Source organism: Algoriphagus aquimarinus (assembly GCF_007997215.1).
In the GTDB taxonomy this organism is placed as follows: domain Bacteria; phylum Bacteroidota; class Bacteroidia; order Cytophagales; family Cyclobacteriaceae; genus Algoriphagus; species Algoriphagus aquimarinus_A.
This window is the reverse complement of sequence record NZ_VORW01000009.1, coordinates 17299-33242: the sequence shown is the minus strand read 5'-3', so window position 1 is coordinate 33242 and position 15944 is coordinate 17299. Positions and strand designations below refer to the sequence as shown.

Genomic DNA, 15944 nt, shown 5'->3' with positions numbered 1-15944 from the left:
TGGAGTTTTTTAACTATTGGTTGATGTTTTGACGGATTACCAGCGAATTATTGTCCGGGTCACGAAAAAAAAAGAACTTATCAATATAGCCCTGATCAGATTTATTTGTGAGGATGTAGTCTCCCCCAATCTTATCGATTACTACCTCATTTTTTTGAAAAAAGCTAAGTGTAGCTTCAATGTCATCCACTATAAAGCTGGGAACCGTACCCGTATTTGGCATAGGATCAAAGGGCTTGTCTATGTCCTTATACAATCCGAAAATAATGTTTTGCCCTTCTGATTTTTCAAGGTTGAATTGCATATAGGACATTTCTCCAAAATCATTGTCGCTATTGATCGTATATCTCGCGTCGAGTTGGAAGCCAAGGGTTTTTTCATAAAAACCCTTGGACTTACTCATATTGCTTACGGATATTTTTGTGACTAAATCTACTGCCGCAAATTTCATTTTTCAGGATGGTTTTTGTGCCAGTAGAGCGGTGTCAGAATCATTCAAATCCTCATTGGTTACATATTCAAAACTTGGACCAGCTACATAGCCAGGTTGGTTTGGATATGAAGTGGCTAATAGTTTTCCGGCGTATAGCCTAAGAGAAAACATCAGCCCCATTGACTCATTGATCTGATCTGTCTGACCATTGAATGTCAGGTGCAAACTGTTAAGTAAACAGGTATAGGTAAAATTAAATAGCTTACTGTATTGGTACGCCAAAGTGTCCTTAGGGAAATCCGCCATTTTAGGATTTTCTTTCATATTGGGGACATTCTTTTCATTGAAGACAATAGGTGCTCCAGAATAGGAATAACCAGCTGTTGCACTAGGATCTTTTACCAGAGTTTTTCCCTTATAGATTTCTTCAAATCGGTAATAGTGCGCAGGCTCTTCTTCCATAGTGTCCTCTGGATTAACAAAAGGGTCTATGTCAGTACCTTCGCCCTGATCCACTATGATATTGATTCCTTTGATTGCGGAATCTTCGTCTGTGATTGGGAATAGCAATTTCTCAGGGAAAAATTTCGCGAAAGTAAGTTGGTAAGAAGGGTCGCCAGTAAAAATGGTAGAGCCTTTTTGTTTTGCTTCGGACTCTAGCTTGCCGATTTTATCTTTGATTTTTTGATAAAACTGCCCGATTGTCATGGAGTCTTCTGCCATTGCCATCGACTTGATTTGAATTGGGTTTTCAGGCTCCTCAATTGACATAAAAACATTTTTGATCAGGTCTAAGGAGAATTTTTCCAAAGGAACGGTCAACCCAGTATCTACTCCTCCAGGAAGTGGGCCAGGATAAGTGGGAATAAAGCCAGGTTGATTTAACACCGGGCTTCCTCCCAGAGCATTCAGGAGATTGCAGGCTATGGATAGGTGAAGCATTTCTTCTCCAACTACCGACCCGATCAAATTCGAGATCTCATCATTTCCGGTGTTCACGAGCGTGAAATTGGCTGTCAGGTAAGGAGGTATTGTGGAATGCTCAAGTTCAATGGCAGTCTGTACTGCTGATCGAAGCTCTTCGATGGTCTCTATATTAATTGCTTTAAGAAAAATCATGATGTTTGAGTTATAATTTTTTAAAAGTGATGGAGTCTTTGACTCCCGCCTGGTTTAAAACTGAATCTAGATAGTTGATAATCATCGAGGATTTATCCCGCGAAAGGTCCCTGGTAGCAGGCATGTAATTAGGATCCTTTCTGTCTTTGCTGAAAACAAACTTTAGGATTTCGGCATTTTGGTCAACTATGGTTTGGTCAGCTAGGTTAAAAATCCCCTTTGACATCAATGGATAGAGATTGGAGTATTGTTGCATGATGGGTAGGATGTCCTCCCAACTCGGGTTTGCAATTTTCGACGGATCTACGCTATCAAAGACGAGCAGGCTGATGAAATTTGATTGGTTACAATCAGAAAAATAAGCGTCACTGAAATTATATGCCACGCCAAAAACTTGTCCATCAATATAGCCTCTAGGATTACCTGGGTCATCGGCTTTAATAGTAAGAACAGCCTTTCCAGACGCATCAGAGGTGATAGGTGTGGGTAGTTTTATCGTTGATTTGGGTACGCCAGCTACAGGAGGAGTAGGGCCAAAGGGAATATCGATTAATTGGAATTCTATCTCCTTTCCTGCTAAAGGCTGACCAAGCTTGCTGGCATAAAGATCCACTTGGCATTTTTCATTTGGGTTTAAATAAAACACAAATTTGTCTGCGCAGACATATTCAATACTTTCTCTGAAAAGGATGTTCTTTTCTGAATCTAGTATGACAAGTGGATATTGTTCTACCAGACTTGTCTTATCTCCTAGAGCGATGGTGTTGATACCTGATTTGATTCCATACCAATCAGCATCATTTAGGATGATTTCTCCTATAGCTATTAAGTCATCGTTCCCGTTTTCTCCTTTGTTTACAGCCAACTGTAAGTTGCTGTTATCAATGAGTTTACCATCAGGATTGATCTGGAATGAATTTGCCAAATCCAAAACAAGTTGATTCAATTTTGAATCAACGATAGCATTGGCATAATTGGTAGTACTTGGATTTTGTGGCACTAGAGGTCTGCCTATTGTAATATGTGTGGGTTCACCCTCGAAGTAGGGCCCAATAGATCCTACAATTCTACCAATCGTAAACTGTGGCGAAGTATGATCCATATCATAAAGATCTGTAGTGAACTGTATGGAAAGCTTATCCTTGCTCACTGAATAAAGCTCATTCAAATACCTTGAATTACAGGAGTCAATATCCCATGAAATATTAGTCAAGACAGATTGAAAGATCGCCGCAGCCCTTGTGTCTCCACCTAATTTGGGCGCTCTAGCCATCCAAATATTAGTAAAAGAAGCAACCTCATAATCCGACTTGATAATCTCCTTGTCACCGGAGACTAATCGGACTACCAATCCCCAAAGAGCAGAAACCATCTGCTGCTGAGTGTCCAGATCAACAATTTTCCCAGCTACTTTGCTGCTGGAATCCATGATGGTCATTCCGATAATAGGGTCATCCGCAGGATTTGAGGTAGAAGTCCCGTCCATATAGGTCACACTTTTTACTCCACAACTAAGGAAGCGCCAGCTACCGGTTCCTTCAGGATTCCACCAGCCATTTGGATTGTCTCCATCTGAGAATTTCTGGTACTCGGGTTTGAAGGTTTCGTTGTTGAAGTGTGTTGGATCGTTGTTGACCGTCGAAGGGTCTGCTTGAAACTGCCCCGAAAAAGTCAATCGGGGGGAATTTAAGTATGCCATTTTATGAAAGATTAAAAGTAATGGTTAAAAAAGAAATTTTAAGTTAATGCTTGTTGTTTGGAAATGCTAGTCTTAAATCCAATTATTTTAGATTAAAAAATCTTGTTATGAATGTGTTATGTTTTTGTTGTTTTAAGTTGAAAAAACAATCATTATTTGATTTAAAAGGGAGTAAACCTATGGTAGAAAGGACAGAGTAATAAAAATGTGACTTGACTAAATTCGCTTAAACCAAAGTTATGTCGCATTGGCCTTTTCATTCAAAAGATCCACACGAAAACTCAAGGCCGACATAATTAACCCAAGAATAACGATTACCAAAGCTATAGGCCAACTCCAAAATGATACCTGAATAGCAAAGAACTGCAGTGCTAGGCTTGCTAGCCAAACCAAATGTCCATTTCGACTTCGTATGGGTCTAGTTTTCACATCATAGCTACTTTTCCCCTCATCAATTAGCGGTCTGAAAAAATCCCGGTATTGCCAGAGTAGAATCAAATCCAAGAGAAGTAGAAATGCTAAAACATAAGGAGTCCCACTCCAGTCCAAGGAAATAGTTACCATCAGAATATTCCCGATCAGCGGCAACATCATGATACTTCCCAATAATTTGTACCGAGTGGTGATCAGCATGTAGCCAATTGCTATTTGGCTGAGCGCAATGAATTTCCCATAAAAACCAAGTCCATAAGGCTCTAATCTTTCGATCAGCCAAACAGGCCCGATCCATCCAAAAAATCTATGTTCATAGAATAGTTTGGCCATACCCGAACCCCAAAATGTAAACCCCAAGAAGATGGAAATGAGCATAAGGATGATTCGGGGAAGGTTTTTCATAAATTTTGTTGATAGATACCTAACAACCAATATATAACACAACTAGGGAATACTGGATTTTGCGAAGGTTAATTTGCGAAATTCTGTTGACTGAATTCACCCATAATTTCTCTTTTGTTATGGCTTTAAATTGCGTTCTAAAAAGTTTTACTGTAGCGGTATAAGAAATGCTTGTGTTTGAATGCTGCCGATTCTCTGAAGCCTCCGTTGCCAATAAAATCATGCGTATGAATTGCAGGATTGCCAGCGAAAATTCCGGCTTTTTGTTTGAGCGCTATTTTGCTTCAATTCTAGTAACTGGCACTTTGATTTGGTGGGGAGGATTAGGACTCCGCCAACTGCCATTTAGTTGCTTAGGTTTTACTAAAATTCATTATTTTGGTTGCTTAAACCTTTTCTCACAATGGCATCAGCAAGTGAATTAGCAGCAGGGAGCAAGCTTTCCCACCCAAAATTCGGTACAGGAATGATTCTTTCTGTGGACGATACGTATTACAAAATCTATTTTTATAACAACGAAGAAATCAAAACGCTCGCTAGGGATTATGAGGGTTTTATGATAGATGAAGCAAAAGTTCCTGATTTTCCCATGCTTACGATGAAGGATGTGGAAAGAGCAATCAAAGAGGCTTTGCTGCAAACAGCTGAAAGAGCACCGATTGTGCCGCTTGGAGGAAAATGGATGGGAGGGAATGTGGTTTTCGAACCAAATGATGATTCACTGCAAGCCAAAGAAATCCCGATGGCGACCTTCTTTCATAAGATCGTAATGGTACGCGAGAAGCTTCGCGTCTTGGAGCAAAACATCAACAATCATCCAAAGTTGGACGACGAAGATCGAGTTGGATTGCAGCAGTATATTACCCGCTGCTATGGTTCCCTCACCACTTTCAATGTATTATTCGCTTATAAAGAAGATCAGTTTAAGGGGAGTGGGAGTTAGTATGGGTACAACTCAATTTTTAATTTAAGGATGGGATATTAATATCAATAAAATGAATAGCATTCAGGAATTTTATGTTTTTTTAGATCAATCCTATTTTGATCAATCCGATGTCGGAGAGGTTACGCTTTTGTTGGAAGAGTTGGCTAAAAAGTTGGTCGAAAAGAATGATGAATCTAAGGCACAGCTCGCAAACCTCGAAAGAGAGGGTTTTCTCATAAATAAATCATTTGATCAGAAAGCCGAGCTTGATAATGGGAAGATAGATGGATTGTCTTGGCAAATGAGTGGTACCTATACGTTGAAAAGTGGTGAGGAGGCGCCTTTCTATTGGCCAGATATTGTTAAGTATGATGAAGAGAAATTTAAGTATTTCGAAGAAAGATATAATTCATGTAAAAACCTTTTTGCAAAAGTAGAATACGGGCTTTTGGTTTATTTCGGCAAAAAGACAAGGTATTCAAAGCATCGTGATTTTAAATTAGAGCTTGGAGAATTGCTTTTCACTCTTTGTAAACAATACTTGGGGAAAGCTGCAGATGACCAAGCCTCGAAGGGATATTTTCTATATTTTTTCCATACTTTGAAATTGGCATTTCAAATAGCCAAAAGAGAGAAGTTTCAGAGTTTACTTAAAGAAATAGTGTTATTTACTTTTTCAGCACATCTAACTTGGAATGTAAGTAAAGAGGGGACATTAAGGATTTTGTTAGATTTATCGGATTTGATGTCAGAGGAATTCAAAACATTTAAAGATTGGATAGATTTCGATGCTGTTATTTTGAAAAATTTACAAGGTGCTATAGAATTGGAAAAAGCCCAAGTCTGGGGAGCTATTTACGCCATCAATACTTGTATAGAAATCCAACAGAAAAAAGGGGGGGGCAGTCAGGATTTGATCTTAAAAAAAGCAAGATTATATGAGAAACTTGCTAATGAGGGCGAAGGGACAAGAAATATGGCCGCGTTGTCATTTGTAGAAGATGCTTTGGTTTTATACAAACAAATTAATTCCGAACTAGACATAGAAAGGCTTGAGATCAAATATTCTCAACTCAGGGGCAAAATTGAGATGGGAAGGTTTGCAAAGGAGTTACCTCAAGAAGAAGTCGAAGCGATACAAAAGCAGATTCATAATACAGTTTCCGCTTCCAATGAACAGGATATTATTTCCTTTTTTATTCAAAGTCCTTGGTATGCCTCGGTGGAGAAATCAACGGAATTGGCAAAAGATTTAGCTAAGAAAAGTGTTTTACTTTCTATGATTCCCGCATCAATCATGGATAAGTTTGGAAATACAATTGAAAAATTCTCCTCTGACCAAGAAAAGGAAGAATTGAATTTTTGGACATCTTACGGTTTTCAATTTCAAATGGGCACCCAGACAATGTTTGACTTTTTTATGGAGGCAATCACTGCAAAAAAGCTTACCTATAAGTCGGTGCTGGTTCATCTTGAAAAAACCTGGATGAATGAGTCTATAACCCGTGAATACTATGGTGCAAAAGTTAAAGTGATCCCTCTAGATATCCTAAAACCTCCTTTGAAATACTTATTTGCAGAAATGGAAGATTACCGACTCGATCACAAAAACTTTCCAGACCTATTAACCAGTACGGACAGTCTCACTTTAAAAATTGAAGGGCTGGTCAGGTTCTTTGTCGAGCGACTTGGTTTACCCACATTTAAATTCAGACCTAAAGGGAAAGATGTAGTTATGGAAAAGCTTCTTGATGATCTATTAGCTGATATTAAAGATCGACCTTTATCTAAGCCAGATCAAGTGACCAATTTTGATGAAGATGATAGGATATTGATAAAATATGTAATGACTGAAAAGGCAGGTTTAAATCTCAGAAATAAAGTGGCACACGGTCTATTAGATTTTAACGAGTATTCATTAGGGAATTTAATTGTACTGTTTTGTATTATTCTTAAATTGAGTAAATATAAATTTGTACCGATCCAGAAGAATAAAGTATATGATAGCTACCGTTAATGAGCCTATAATAAGCTACCAGATAACCAAATGGTTGGTTCCTCTTAGATCAGATCAAATTGATTCTGGTATATTGAGAATTGGTGTCAATATTGAGGTTTTAACACCAAAGACACTCTTAAGTCTGCCTTCCATCAATGGGACAAAAACAGGGATTTCTTGTCTAAGAGGTAAAATCAAGAGAAAATCAGAAGATGAGATAAATAATCGAATCAACGAATTGCGAAATGAATGGGAGAGAGATTTTTAATTGATACCAATGCTGTTATCTATTTTTTAGGAGAGTCAGTAAAGGAAAAGGAACTCGAGTTTTTAGGTGATATTCTTGAAAAGGAATGTCTTGTTTCTTTCATTACTGAAATAGAATGATTGGTTTGGGGTAGAGTTGAGGAAGAAGTAGATGTTTTCCATAAATTTATTTCAGGATCAACGGTTTTTCTGATAGATCAAAAGATCATTGATAAGACAATTGAAATAAGGAGGGTATTAAAAATTAAAATTCCAGATGCAATTATTGCTGCTACCGCGATCGTAAATAATTTGGTTTTGATTTCCTACAATGACAAAGATTTTTTAAAGATGTCAGGTATGGGGTTGAATTATTTAAATCCAAAAAATTTACTGTAGCCATGAGGTTATATGTTTATAGTTCCACTCAACATCAAATGCATTATCAGAGATATCCGGATTTCTCTCAAACATTTTGATTCCTCAGATCCTTGCGCGGATTCGACTGAGAGTTTCTATGGTCATATCCAGAAATGAAGCGATTTGACCAACGGAAGCTTTATGGATCACTTTGGGTCGGTATTGCATCAGTTCGAGGTATCTTTCCCTCGCTGTTTTGAATTTGTTGAATATCTGATGCTCTTCGAGTACAATGTAGTACTGTTCCAAAATCATACGATAGGCACGTTCCAGTTCTGGGAAATCAATAAAGCACGATTGAAGACCTTCATAAGATATTTTGAATACTTTGCTTTTCTCCATCGTTTCGATGTTTTCGTAGGATGGTTTTCTGGTAATAAAAGAATGCATAGCAGTTACAAATTCTTCATCTAATGTAAATGAGACAGTGATATCCCTGTTGTCACGGATATAATAGCTCCTTGCAGACCCTTTCGCTACGAAGTAGAGATATTTACTTACTTGACCTTCTTTTTCTAATAAAAACCCTTTTTCTACTTCAAATTCTTCCAGGTGATTTGCAAAAGCAGCTTTTGCTTTATCACTTGTGGTCGGGAATTTGCTGAATAAGCTTGAGAAATTTTCCATTTATTAGTTAATAAAAAAATTAGGTGGATGGATTAGGGTGATAACCCTTTGATTGGTTTTACCCACTTAATTTAAAGAGAAGTGAAGTAACAGTTACAGTATTCCTGAAAATATCTATTTAATAAGTGTATTAAGAATTGAATTCTAACCATCAAAATCATCAATAAATTAACATCTATGAAAAAGCTATTGGTTTTATTCTTTGCATTGGGACTCTTCAGTACGGCAAATGCACAGTTTGGTGTTCGGGCGGGCTACAGTAGTGCTAATTTCTCAGATTTCGATTCTGATGCTATAGCAGGATTTCATGCAGGAACTTATTATCGAAAGGATTTGGGACTTATATCCTTAGAATCAGGACTTCAGTTTTCGCAAAAAGGATATATGGTTGACCAAGGGGGAGCTGGAGAAATTACTGAGCGATTAAATTACATTGATTTGCCAGTTCTTCTTCGAGTGAATTTCTTGCCAATTGTTAACGTTTTTGCAGGACCTCAGGGATCAGCTCTGCTTTCAAGAAAGTATGAAAATGGAGGAAACACAGAAACAAGCACAGAGGCAATAAAGGCTTATGATATCTCAGGTGTAGTAGGTGTGGGAGTGAAGCTACCTATGAATTTGAATGCTCAGGTGAGTTATGACTTTGGTCTTCAGAGCCTGAATTACTTTGATCAAGATGTTAAAAACAATGTGTTGAAATTTTCGCTTGGGATAGATCTCTAATTGATTTTCAACTTTAGAATGACTTTAAAAGCTCGGTGATTTGCCGGGCTTTTATTTTTTCAGCCGATCTGGATTTTCTTCTATGAACGATTTCCAGCCCGCATTTCTTCCCTTTGTCTGAATTCTTCCGTCGTGAAAATGATGGCAAAGTGCCACCGCCAAAGCATCCGTAGCATCCAGCATTTTAGGGAGCTCAGTTATGGAGAAAAGTGTTTGAAGCATAGCTGCAACTTGCTCTTTGGATGCATTTCCATTTCCAGTTACTGACTGCTTCACTTTTTTAGGAGAATATTCAGTGATAGGAATATCTCTTGCCAAAGCCGCTGCCATCGCAACACCTTGTGCACGGCCTAGCTTGAGCATGGATTGCACATTTACGCCGAAAAATGGAGCTTCCAAAGCGACGCTGTCAGGCATAAATTCTTCCAAAATCCCTGTGATTCGTTCAAAAATTTTCTTGAGTTTCAATTCATGCGTTTCATACTTTTTAAGATGAATTACGCCGTATTGTAGGAGTTTGTACTTTTTGCCTTCCGTCAAAATCACTCCATAACCCATTACATTTGTTCCTGGATCTATGCCTAAAATGATTTTTTCCTTTGGTGCTTTTTCTTGTTCTTTGCTCACCCCCGCAAGTTAGCCCAAAACATGCTAAGTTTTTACCTGATCTGGTCTCTGAGTTACTTCACATTACTTTGGTGGGTGAGTAGATTTTGGACATCTATTAAAAATGAACCAGTCAATCAGGCGTTTATTCCAGCAGTGACATTGATCATTCCTTTTCGAGATGAAGCTAAAAATATCCCAAGCCTAAGTTTGAACTTGAAGAAGCTCAAGTATCCAGGCCTTGAGATTCTGCTGATAGATGATCATTCTGACGATGACTCTTTTCAGCTATTGGATAAGAGTTTTGAAGAAAATCAAAACTTCAAAGTCATTCGAAGTGATAGGAAAGGAAAGAAAAGCGCATTGGAATATGGAGTGAAAATAGCTTCTGGACAAATTATTCTTTGCACAGATGCGGATTGTGGTTTTCCTGAAGATTGGGTGGAACATATGATTTTGCCTTTCCAAAACCCGAAAGTTCAGTTGGTGGCAGGAGCTGTGATGGTGGAGGGAAATGGCAAGTTTATAGAAGCATTTCAATCACTTGATTGGGCAAGTATTTTATTAATGACTAAGTACACTTTTGCCCAGAAGGAGCCACTGATGTGTAGCGGAGCAAATCTGGCCTATAGGAAAGAGGCTTTTCAGAAAGTAAATGGATACGAAGGAAATCGAGATTTTGCTTCGGGTGATGATGAGTTTTTGCTGAAGAAAATACACAAAATGTACGGTAAAGAAGCTTGTTTCTATCTGTCCTCCCCGGATATTTTGGTCATTACCAAGCCAGAGCCTAATTGGCAGGCATTGATCAATCAGCGAGTTCGTTGGGCAAGTAAGTGGAAAGCGCATTTCTCTCTTTCACATGCTATGTCCGCTGCGGGCGTATTTTTGATGCAGTTGATTTGGATTGGTAGCATTTTTTTGATTTTCCTGGGCGGAAGAGGAGTTCTGGCTTTTGGGCTAGTTTGGCTGATAAAAGTATTTGCTGAAAAGTTAAGCTTGGGTAAAGTCTTGAAAAATTTAGATAAGCAACAGAGTAACCTCTCAATATTTCAAACTTCATTTGTACATCCATTCTATGTCTTGCGAGTTGGGATTGGAGCTTTGAACGGAAAGTTTACTTGGAAAGGCAGGGGTAACGGGAGAAGTGTTAATTTAGAATCTGAAAATTAAATCATGAACGACGAGGAATTTGACTTGATGGACGAGCTCTATTTCGTCCAGCCCTACGGATATCTTTTAGAAACCCTGGATTGGGAGGAGGAGTTGCTTTTGTCAACTTTGCAATCGCTTTTTTCTCAGGGATATATTAAGTGCCTGGATGATCCGGATAAAGAACGATTTGGAAAGGTTGATATCATGAAAGAAGGAACGGGCTTATATTTTTTGGCGACAAAAAATGGCCTAATGGCACATAATACACTTTAGAATTGACCACAGAAATACACAAATATCAACGCAAGGAACTGCAGCTGAAATCACTGCTTGAGATCACTCAGGCAATTAATGAGAATCAGTCTGAGGCGATCTTGCTGAATATTTTCAAGTTTACCTGCCTGGTGCACCTGAATATCAAAGCGCTGATACTCTATGTGGCAAAGGAGGGCGCTTTTGAGAATAAGATTTCACACGGCGTGAAAGGGAATGTTCCTATGCTGATTTCGGCTGATCAAGTGGTAGATGAGAAATCTACCGGTGAGCTTAGATTAGAACTGGAGGAAGAATATTCCTTTGAGGAGTTGGAAACCTATTTGCCTGTTTATCATAAAGACAAGATGCTTGCGATTCTATTTCTACGAAGAAAGGATCAAAGCTTGGATTTAGATCTGAATTTCACGCAGGCCTTGACAAATATTCTGGTGGTGGCTTTGGAAAATAAGCGTTTTGCCAGGAAGCAGTTGGAACAAGAGATTTTGAATAGGGAAGTTGCTATCGCATCTCAGGTGCAGCAAATGCTTTTCCCTGCAGAGCTTCCTATAGATAAGGAGTTGAAGGCGAAAGTCACTTACCTCCCACACAGTATGGTGGGTGGTGATTATTACGATCTGATCCGAAAATCCGAAGATGAAGTGTACTTCTGTGTCGCTGATGTATCGGGGAAAGGAATCTCTGCGGCTTTGCTGATGTCAAATTTCCAAGCTGCTTTGCGTACGCTTTTGCGAAGCGATGCTGATCTGGAAATGGTAGTGAATCAACTGAATTACACCTTGTATGAAAATACCCATGGTGAACGCTTTATCACTTTTTTTCTAGGACATTTCAATTTCAAAACACGGGAACTCACTTATGTAAATGCGGGGCATAATCCACCTTTACTCTGCCGAGAAGAAACCAAAAAATGTGAAAGTCTTCATGCGGGTACAACTATTTTGGGAGCTTTTGATGAGCTGCCATTTTTGGAGATAGGTAAGCGGGAAAACCTACAAAAATTCTCCTTACACTTATATACTGATGGATTGACTGAAGCAATGAATCCATTTGAGGAGGAGTATGGCGAGGAGCGATTGGAGAAATTTGTAGATAAGAATATGATCATGGATCCGGATGATTTTCATCGAAAGTTTTTGAAGAAAATCAAGGAATTCTCGAAAGACGTGCCTTTACGGGATGATTTGACCTTGCTCAGTTTAAGATTTCAATAGGATGATTTGGCACACAGTTCCTTTTCTTTTTCAGCGACTTTTCCCAGAGCGGCTTTGGCAAAAGGGAAAAGAAGAAAGTAAAATTTATCTCACATTTGATGATGGACCAGTACCTGGTGTTACAGATTATGTATTGAAAGAACTGGCGAAAAGAAGTCAAAAAGCCACTTTTTTTGTGGTTGGCGATAATATTCGTAAGAATCCATCACTCGCCCAGGAATTGATCTCTGAAGGAAATAAACTTGGGAATCATACCTACAATCATCTGAATGGTTGGAAAACAGAGACCCTTGCTTACCTCGAAAATATTGAATTGTGCGATAAGGTTTTAGTGGATGAGTTGGGCGTGAAGACAAAATTGTTTCGTCCTCCTTATGGTTTGATTAAATCTAGTCAAGCGGCGGAGGTAAGCAGGTTTCATGAAGTGGTGATGTGGAATATGCTTTCAGGCGATTATGATCAAAGTTTGAAACCTGAGTTGGTCTTGAGGAAATCCATACAACATTCTAAACCAGGTTCCATCGCGGTCTTTCACGATCAGCTAAGGACCAAGGAAGTTTTACCGAAGATATTACCCCAATACCTAGATTACATTCAGGATATGGGCTGGACTACATCACTCTTGTGATGCTCTGGTTTTGCATAGGAATAGTTGGGCTGATTCTTATTCAGTTTGTTGTCCTACTTTTTCGTGTGAAATTTTTCTGGAAAACGCATCAAGGAAAATTAAGTACTGAAGTTCCCCAAGTTTCTATTCTCATCGCTGCTCGAAATGAAGAAAAAGATCTGCCTGATCTTCTGACATCCTTTGAGCAGTTGGATTATCCAGCAGACAGGATTCAATTTTTATTTGCAGATGATCAAAGTACAGATCGAACCGCTGAGATATTGGTAGATTGGTGCGCCAAGCACGATAATGCCAGTTTATTGAGCATTACCTCTTCCCAAAATGCGCTATTTAATGAAAATGGCAAGGCAAATGCGCTGGCGCTTTTAGGCGAAAAAGCGAATGGGGATTATTACTTTTTCACTGATGCAGACTGCGAAGTGAATCCAGCCTGGATACGGGAAGGGGTAGGTGCATTTGCTGAAAATGTAGGTTTGGTGATAGGGATTACGCAGGTGAAAGCGCTGAGTTTGATGGGGGGATTTCAAGAAATTGATTGGTGGCTGACGCTAGGTTTCGTCAAAGTAGCTACCGATCTCGGAATTCAAACCACTGGACTCGGGAATAATATGGTGATCAGTAAAGCCGCGTATGAGCAATCAGGGGGCTTCAAGGATTTGCCATTTTGCCTTACCGAAGATCTGGAAATCTCACGGGCTATTCAGCGAGAAGGTTTTAGTATAGCACATCAAGTAAGTCCTGGGATGCTGGCTTTCACTAAGCCTGAGAGCAGTTTTTCGAAGCTTTTAAATCAGAGAAAGCGCTGGATGAGCGGAGTGATGACTTTGCCGATTTATTGGAAGTTGATATTGGGACTTCAGTTTGGATACTTCGTTGGCATTATAGCTTTAATAGCCATTAACCCCTTAGTGGGTATGAGTTTAGCTTTGATAAAAATTCTTTTGCAAGGCATATTTCTCGTTGGCATTGCCAATAAAGCTGGCGTGAAAATCAATTGGTTATACTTGCTCGTTTTTGATTTTTATAATTTCAATACTACCGTCCTTACGATTCTTTACTATTTTTGGCCTTCCAAGACGAAATGGAAATCCAGAATATACCCATGCATTACATAGAGACACACGCACATATTTATTCAACCAAATTCGATTCCGACCGGGATCAGGTGATCCAAGATATCAAAGATGCTGGAATAGAGCGAGTTTACATGCCCAATGTGGATGTGTCGACGATAGATGCTATGCTGGCATGTGAAGAGAAATATCCAGGTTTATGCATTCCGATGATGGGATTGCATCCTTGTGATGTGAAGGAAGATTTTCAGGAGCAATTGGCTATCATGAAGGATTGGCTGGATAAGCGCCAGTTTGCGGCTGTTGGAGAAATTGGTCTGGATTTATATTGGGACAAAAGCTACTTTGAGCAGCAAAAAGAAGCACTGAAGATTCAGATCGGCTGGGCTAAGGAAAAGGATTTGCCGATAGTGCTTCATTGTCGAGATTCTATGGACGAAACTATCGCGATAGTAAAGGACGCCAGTGATGGTAACCTCAGAGGCATTTTTCACTGCTTCAATGGGAATTTAGCTCAGGCAAATCAAATTATTGACATGGGATTTCTGCTTGGAATTGGCGGAGTAGCAACGTTTAAAAATGGTGGATTGGATCAGGTAATTCCTGAAATCAGTATAGATCATTTGGTTTTGGAGACAGACGCTCCTTATCTTGCTCCGGTACCATTTAGGGGTAAAAGGAACTCTCCTGCTTATTTGCCGATTATTGCAGAGAAAATAGGAGATTACCTTCAGATTTCGAAAGAGGAAGTAGCTCAGAAAACGAAACAAAATGCCCTTAACCTTTTCCGTGAGATTGGATCATGAATTATAAAATAGTTCGATTAAATACAGCGCTTCGTACCAGCAAGACTTCTTCTGTACTCATTATATATACAGGAGGTACGCTTGGAATGGCCTATGATGATAGTGGGGCTTTGGTACCATTCAACTTCGGGCAGATTCTGGAGAAGATTCCTATTCTCTATACTATGGATATTGCCATTACGGTGATTTCTTTCCCAGAACCTATTGATTCTTCCAATGTCACGATGAGTCATTGGAAAGATATGGCTTATATAATTAATGAGAATTACGATAGCTATGACGGGTTTGTAGTGTTGCATGGGACCGATACCATGGCTTATTCTGCCTCCATGCTTAGCTATATGCTGCAAGGTTTGAATAAACCGGTGATTTTCACCGGTGCACAGTTGCCGATATCAGCTATGCGATCAGATGCGCGTGAAAATCTGATGACTTCCTTAGAAATAGCAACAGCAAAAATCAATGGAGAGCCTATTGTACCTGAAGTGTGTGTGTTCTTTAATCATCTGCTTTTAAGAGGGAATCGCTCCAAAAAGGTGCAGAGTGTTCATTTTGATGCGTTTGAATCTGAGAATTATCCACCTCTTGCCGAGTCTGGGATTGTCATAGATTATAATACGCAGGCAATTCGTCCGCTGGAATCCCATAAGAAATTGGTGAATAGAATGTCACTTGATAATAATGTCTTAATTCTTAAGCTTTTTCCTGGGATTACTCAAAATGTAATTGATTCTATTCTGAGTGTGAAAGGGCTTAAGGCAATAGTTCTGGAAACTTACGGTTCTGGAAATAGCCCAAGTGAGGAGTGGTTTATGAGTTCACTTCAAAAGGCCATCGACAAAGGGATAATCATTTTGAATGTGTCTCAATGTAATGGTGGTCGAGTAATCCAAGGTAGATATGAGACCAGTAAGGAGCTTCTCAATGTGGGAGTGATCAGTGGAACAGACATGACTACCGAGGCGGCAGTGACAAAATTGATGTTTCTTCTGGGTCAGGAGAGCAGACATTCAGAGATTATAGCGAAGCTAAAAGTGCCTCTGGCAGGAGAGATGAGTGCTTAACAGTAAATTCATTGGCTATTTTCCAGGATAATTTGGAAAGGGCACTAATAATAATTTTCTTTGCACTCCGATTCGGGATACTGAGTCGGAAAACAAC

General features: G+C 39.2%; 18 protein-coding genes. 12 read left to right on the top strand and 6 right to left on the bottom strand.

Annotation, left to right across the window (positions count from 1 at the left end; genetic code table 11):
- Positions 1-13: 13 nt before the first annotated feature.
- From ESV85_RS13570 to ESV85_RS13555, 4 genes are all read right to left on the bottom strand, one after another.
- Positions 14-451 (bottom strand): VOC family protein, encoded by a 438-nt coding sequence (locus ESV85_RS13570; RefSeq protein ID WP_146918481.1) that lies wholly within the window; start codon positions 449-451, stop codon positions 14-16.
- Between the two features lie 3 nt (positions 452-454).
- Positions 455-1552: a ferritin-like domain-containing protein gene (locus ESV85_RS13565; protein ID WP_146918479.1), complete on the bottom strand. Its 1098-nt coding sequence runs from the start codon at positions 1550-1552 to the stop codon at positions 455-457.
- 10 nt (positions 1553-1562) lie between these two features.
- Positions 1563-3251 (bottom strand): hypothetical protein, encoded by a 1689-nt coding sequence (locus ESV85_RS13560; protein ID WP_146918477.1) that lies wholly within the window; start codon positions 3249-3251, stop codon positions 1563-1565.
- Positions 3252-3488: 237 nt separating this feature from the next.
- Positions 3489-4088, bottom strand: coding sequence for a hypothetical protein (locus ESV85_RS13555; protein WP_146918475.1), 600 nt, complete (start codon positions 4086-4088; stop codon positions 3489-3491).
- Positions 4089-4491: 403 nt separating this feature from the next.
- Between ESV85_RS13555 and ESV85_RS13550 the strand changes: the two genes are divergently transcribed.
- The 4 genes from ESV85_RS13550 to ESV85_RS13535 all read left to right on the top strand — a co-directional run bounded on the left by ESV85_RS13550 (position 4492) and on the right by ESV85_RS13535 (position 7657).
- On the top strand, positions 4492-5031 hold the full coding sequence (locus ESV85_RS13550; protein ID WP_146918473.1) for a hypothetical protein: 540 nt from the start codon (positions 4492-4494) through the stop codon (positions 5029-5031).
- 52 nt (positions 5032-5083) lie between these two features.
- Positions 5084-7030, top strand: coding sequence for a DUF4209 domain-containing protein (locus ESV85_RS13545; protein ID WP_146918471.1), 1947 nt, complete (start codon positions 5084-5086; stop codon positions 7028-7030).
- A complete protein-coding gene (locus tag ESV85_RS13540) occupies positions 7014-7280 on the top strand; it encodes a hypothetical protein (RefSeq protein WP_146918469.1) in 267 nt (88 codons plus the stop codon). The genes ESV85_RS13545 and ESV85_RS13540 overlap by 17 nt, the downstream gene beginning before the upstream one ends.
- 119 nt (positions 7281-7399) lie before the next feature.
- Entirely contained in the window at positions 7400-7657 is a 258-nt protein-coding gene (locus ESV85_RS13535; protein ID WP_146918467.1) for a PIN domain-containing protein, read from the top strand.
- An 84-nt stretch (positions 7658-7741) separates the two neighbouring features.
- Here the strand turns inward: ESV85_RS13535 and ESV85_RS13530 are convergent, their stop codons facing one another.
- A complete protein-coding gene (locus ESV85_RS13530; RefSeq protein WP_146918466.1) occupies positions 7742-8305 on the bottom strand; it encodes a Crp/Fnr family transcriptional regulator in 564 nt (187 codons plus the stop codon).
- A gap of 177 nt (positions 8306-8482) precedes the next feature.
- Here ESV85_RS13530 and ESV85_RS13525 point away from each other — a divergent pair, with 177 nt between their 5' ends.
- Positions 8483-9028: a porin family protein gene (locus ESV85_RS13525; protein WP_146918464.1), complete on the top strand. Its 546-nt coding sequence runs from the start codon at positions 8483-8485 to the stop codon at positions 9026-9028.
- A gap of 51 nt (positions 9029-9079) precedes the next feature.
- On the opposite strand, the gene ruvC is transcribed toward ESV85_RS13525, so the two are convergent.
- Positions 9080-9655 carry a crossover junction endodeoxyribonuclease RuvC gene (gene ruvC, locus ESV85_RS13520; RefSeq protein ID WP_092894598.1) on the bottom strand — a complete coding sequence of 192 codons (576 nt, stop codon included), beginning with the start codon at positions 9653-9655 and terminating at the stop codon, positions 9080-9082.
- Positions 9656-9676: 21 nt separating this feature from the next.
- Between ruvC and ESV85_RS13515 the strand changes: the two genes are divergently transcribed.
- The 7 genes from ESV85_RS13515 to ESV85_RS13485 are packed head-to-tail and all read left to right on the top strand — an operon-like array spanning position 9677 to position 15847.
- Entirely contained in the window at positions 9677-10807 is a 1131-nt protein-coding gene (locus ESV85_RS13515; RefSeq protein WP_146918462.1) for a glycosyltransferase, read from the top strand.
- A 3-nt stretch (positions 10808-10810) separates the two neighbouring features.
- On the top strand, positions 10811-11062 hold the full coding sequence (locus tag ESV85_RS13510; protein ID WP_146918460.1) for a hypothetical protein: 252 nt from the start codon (positions 10811-10813) through the stop codon (positions 11060-11062).
- Positions 11063-11064: 2 nt separating this feature from the next.
- Positions 11065-12276 (top strand): PP2C family protein-serine/threonine phosphatase, encoded by a 1212-nt coding sequence (locus ESV85_RS13505; RefSeq protein WP_146918458.1) that lies wholly within the window; start codon positions 11065-11067, stop codon positions 12274-12276.
- Position 12277: 1 nt separating this feature from the next.
- Positions 12278-12904, top strand: a complete 627-nt coding sequence (locus ESV85_RS13500) for a polysaccharide deacetylase family protein (protein ID WP_146918456.1) — start codon at positions 12278-12280, stop codon at positions 12902-12904.
- Positions 12904-14019, top strand: coding sequence for a glycosyltransferase (locus ESV85_RS13495; RefSeq protein ID WP_146918455.1), 1116 nt, complete (start codon positions 12904-12906; stop codon positions 14017-14019). The genes ESV85_RS13500 and ESV85_RS13495 overlap by 1 nt, the downstream gene beginning before the upstream one ends.
- Positions 14007-14783, top strand: a complete 777-nt coding sequence (locus ESV85_RS13490) for a TatD family hydrolase (protein WP_146918453.1) — start codon at positions 14007-14009, stop codon at positions 14781-14783. The genes ESV85_RS13495 and ESV85_RS13490 overlap by 13 nt, the downstream gene beginning before the upstream one ends.
- The gene (locus tag ESV85_RS13485) at positions 14780-15847 is read left to right on the top strand and encodes an asparaginase (protein WP_146918451.1); all 1068 of its coding nucleotides are present in this window, start codon (positions 14780-14782) and stop codon (positions 15845-15847) included. The genes ESV85_RS13490 and ESV85_RS13485 overlap by 4 nt, the downstream gene beginning before the upstream one ends.
- The last annotated feature ends 97 nt before the right edge of the window (positions 15848-15944 follow it).

Excerpts from the sequence above, each read along its gene's own strand:
- ESV85_RS13485 (WP_146918451.1), top strand. The coding sequence starts at position 14,780 with ATGAATTATAAAATAGTTCGATTAAATACAGCGCTTCGTACCAGCAAG.
- ESV85_RS13565 (WP_146918479.1), bottom strand. The coding sequence starts at position 1,552 with ATGATTTTTCTTAAAGCAATTAATATAGAGACCATCGAAGAGCTTCGA.
- ESV85_RS13530 (WP_146918466.1), bottom strand. The coding sequence starts at position 8,305 with ATGGAAAATTTCTCAAGCTTATTCAGCAAATTCCCGACCACAAGTGAT.
- ESV85_RS13550 (WP_146918473.1), top strand. The coding sequence starts at position 4,492 with ATGGCATCAGCAAGTGAATTAGCAGCAGGGAGCAAGCTTTCCCACCCA.
- ESV85_RS13525 (WP_146918464.1), top strand. The coding sequence starts at position 8,483 with ATGAAAAAGCTATTGGTTTTATTCTTTGCATTGGGACTCTTCAGTACG.
- ESV85_RS13545 (WP_146918471.1), top strand. The coding sequence starts at position 5,084 with ATGAATAGCATTCAGGAATTTTATGTTTTTTTAGATCAATCCTATTTT.
- ESV85_RS13555 (WP_146918475.1), bottom strand. The coding sequence starts at position 4,088 with ATGAAAAACCTTCCCCGAATCATCCTTATGCTCATTTCCATCTTCTTG.
- ESV85_RS13490 (WP_146918453.1), top strand. The coding sequence starts at position 14,007 with ATGCATTACATAGAGACACACGCACATATTTATTCAACCAAATTCGAT.
- ESV85_RS13500 (WP_146918456.1), top strand. The coding sequence starts at position 12,278 with ATGATTTGGCACACAGTTCCTTTTCTTTTTCAGCGACTTTTCCCAGAG.
- ESV85_RS13510 (WP_146918460.1), top strand. The coding sequence starts at position 10,811 with ATGAACGACGAGGAATTTGACTTGATGGACGAGCTCTATTTCGTCCAG.
- ESV85_RS13495 (WP_146918455.1), top strand. The coding sequence starts at position 12,904 with ATGCTCTGGTTTTGCATAGGAATAGTTGGGCTGATTCTTATTCAGTTT.
- ESV85_RS13515 (WP_146918462.1), top strand. The coding sequence starts at position 9,677 with ATGCTAAGTTTTTACCTGATCTGGTCTCTGAGTTACTTCACATTACTT.
- ESV85_RS13570 (WP_146918481.1), bottom strand. The coding sequence starts at position 451 with ATGAAATTTGCGGCAGTAGATTTAGTCACAAAAATATCCGTAAGCAAT.
- ESV85_RS13540 (WP_146918469.1), top strand. The coding sequence starts at position 7,014 with ATGATAGCTACCGTTAATGAGCCTATAATAAGCTACCAGATAACCAAA.
- ESV85_RS13560 (WP_146918477.1), bottom strand. The coding sequence starts at position 3,251 with ATGGCATACTTAAATTCCCCCCGATTGACTTTTTCGGGGCAGTTTCAA.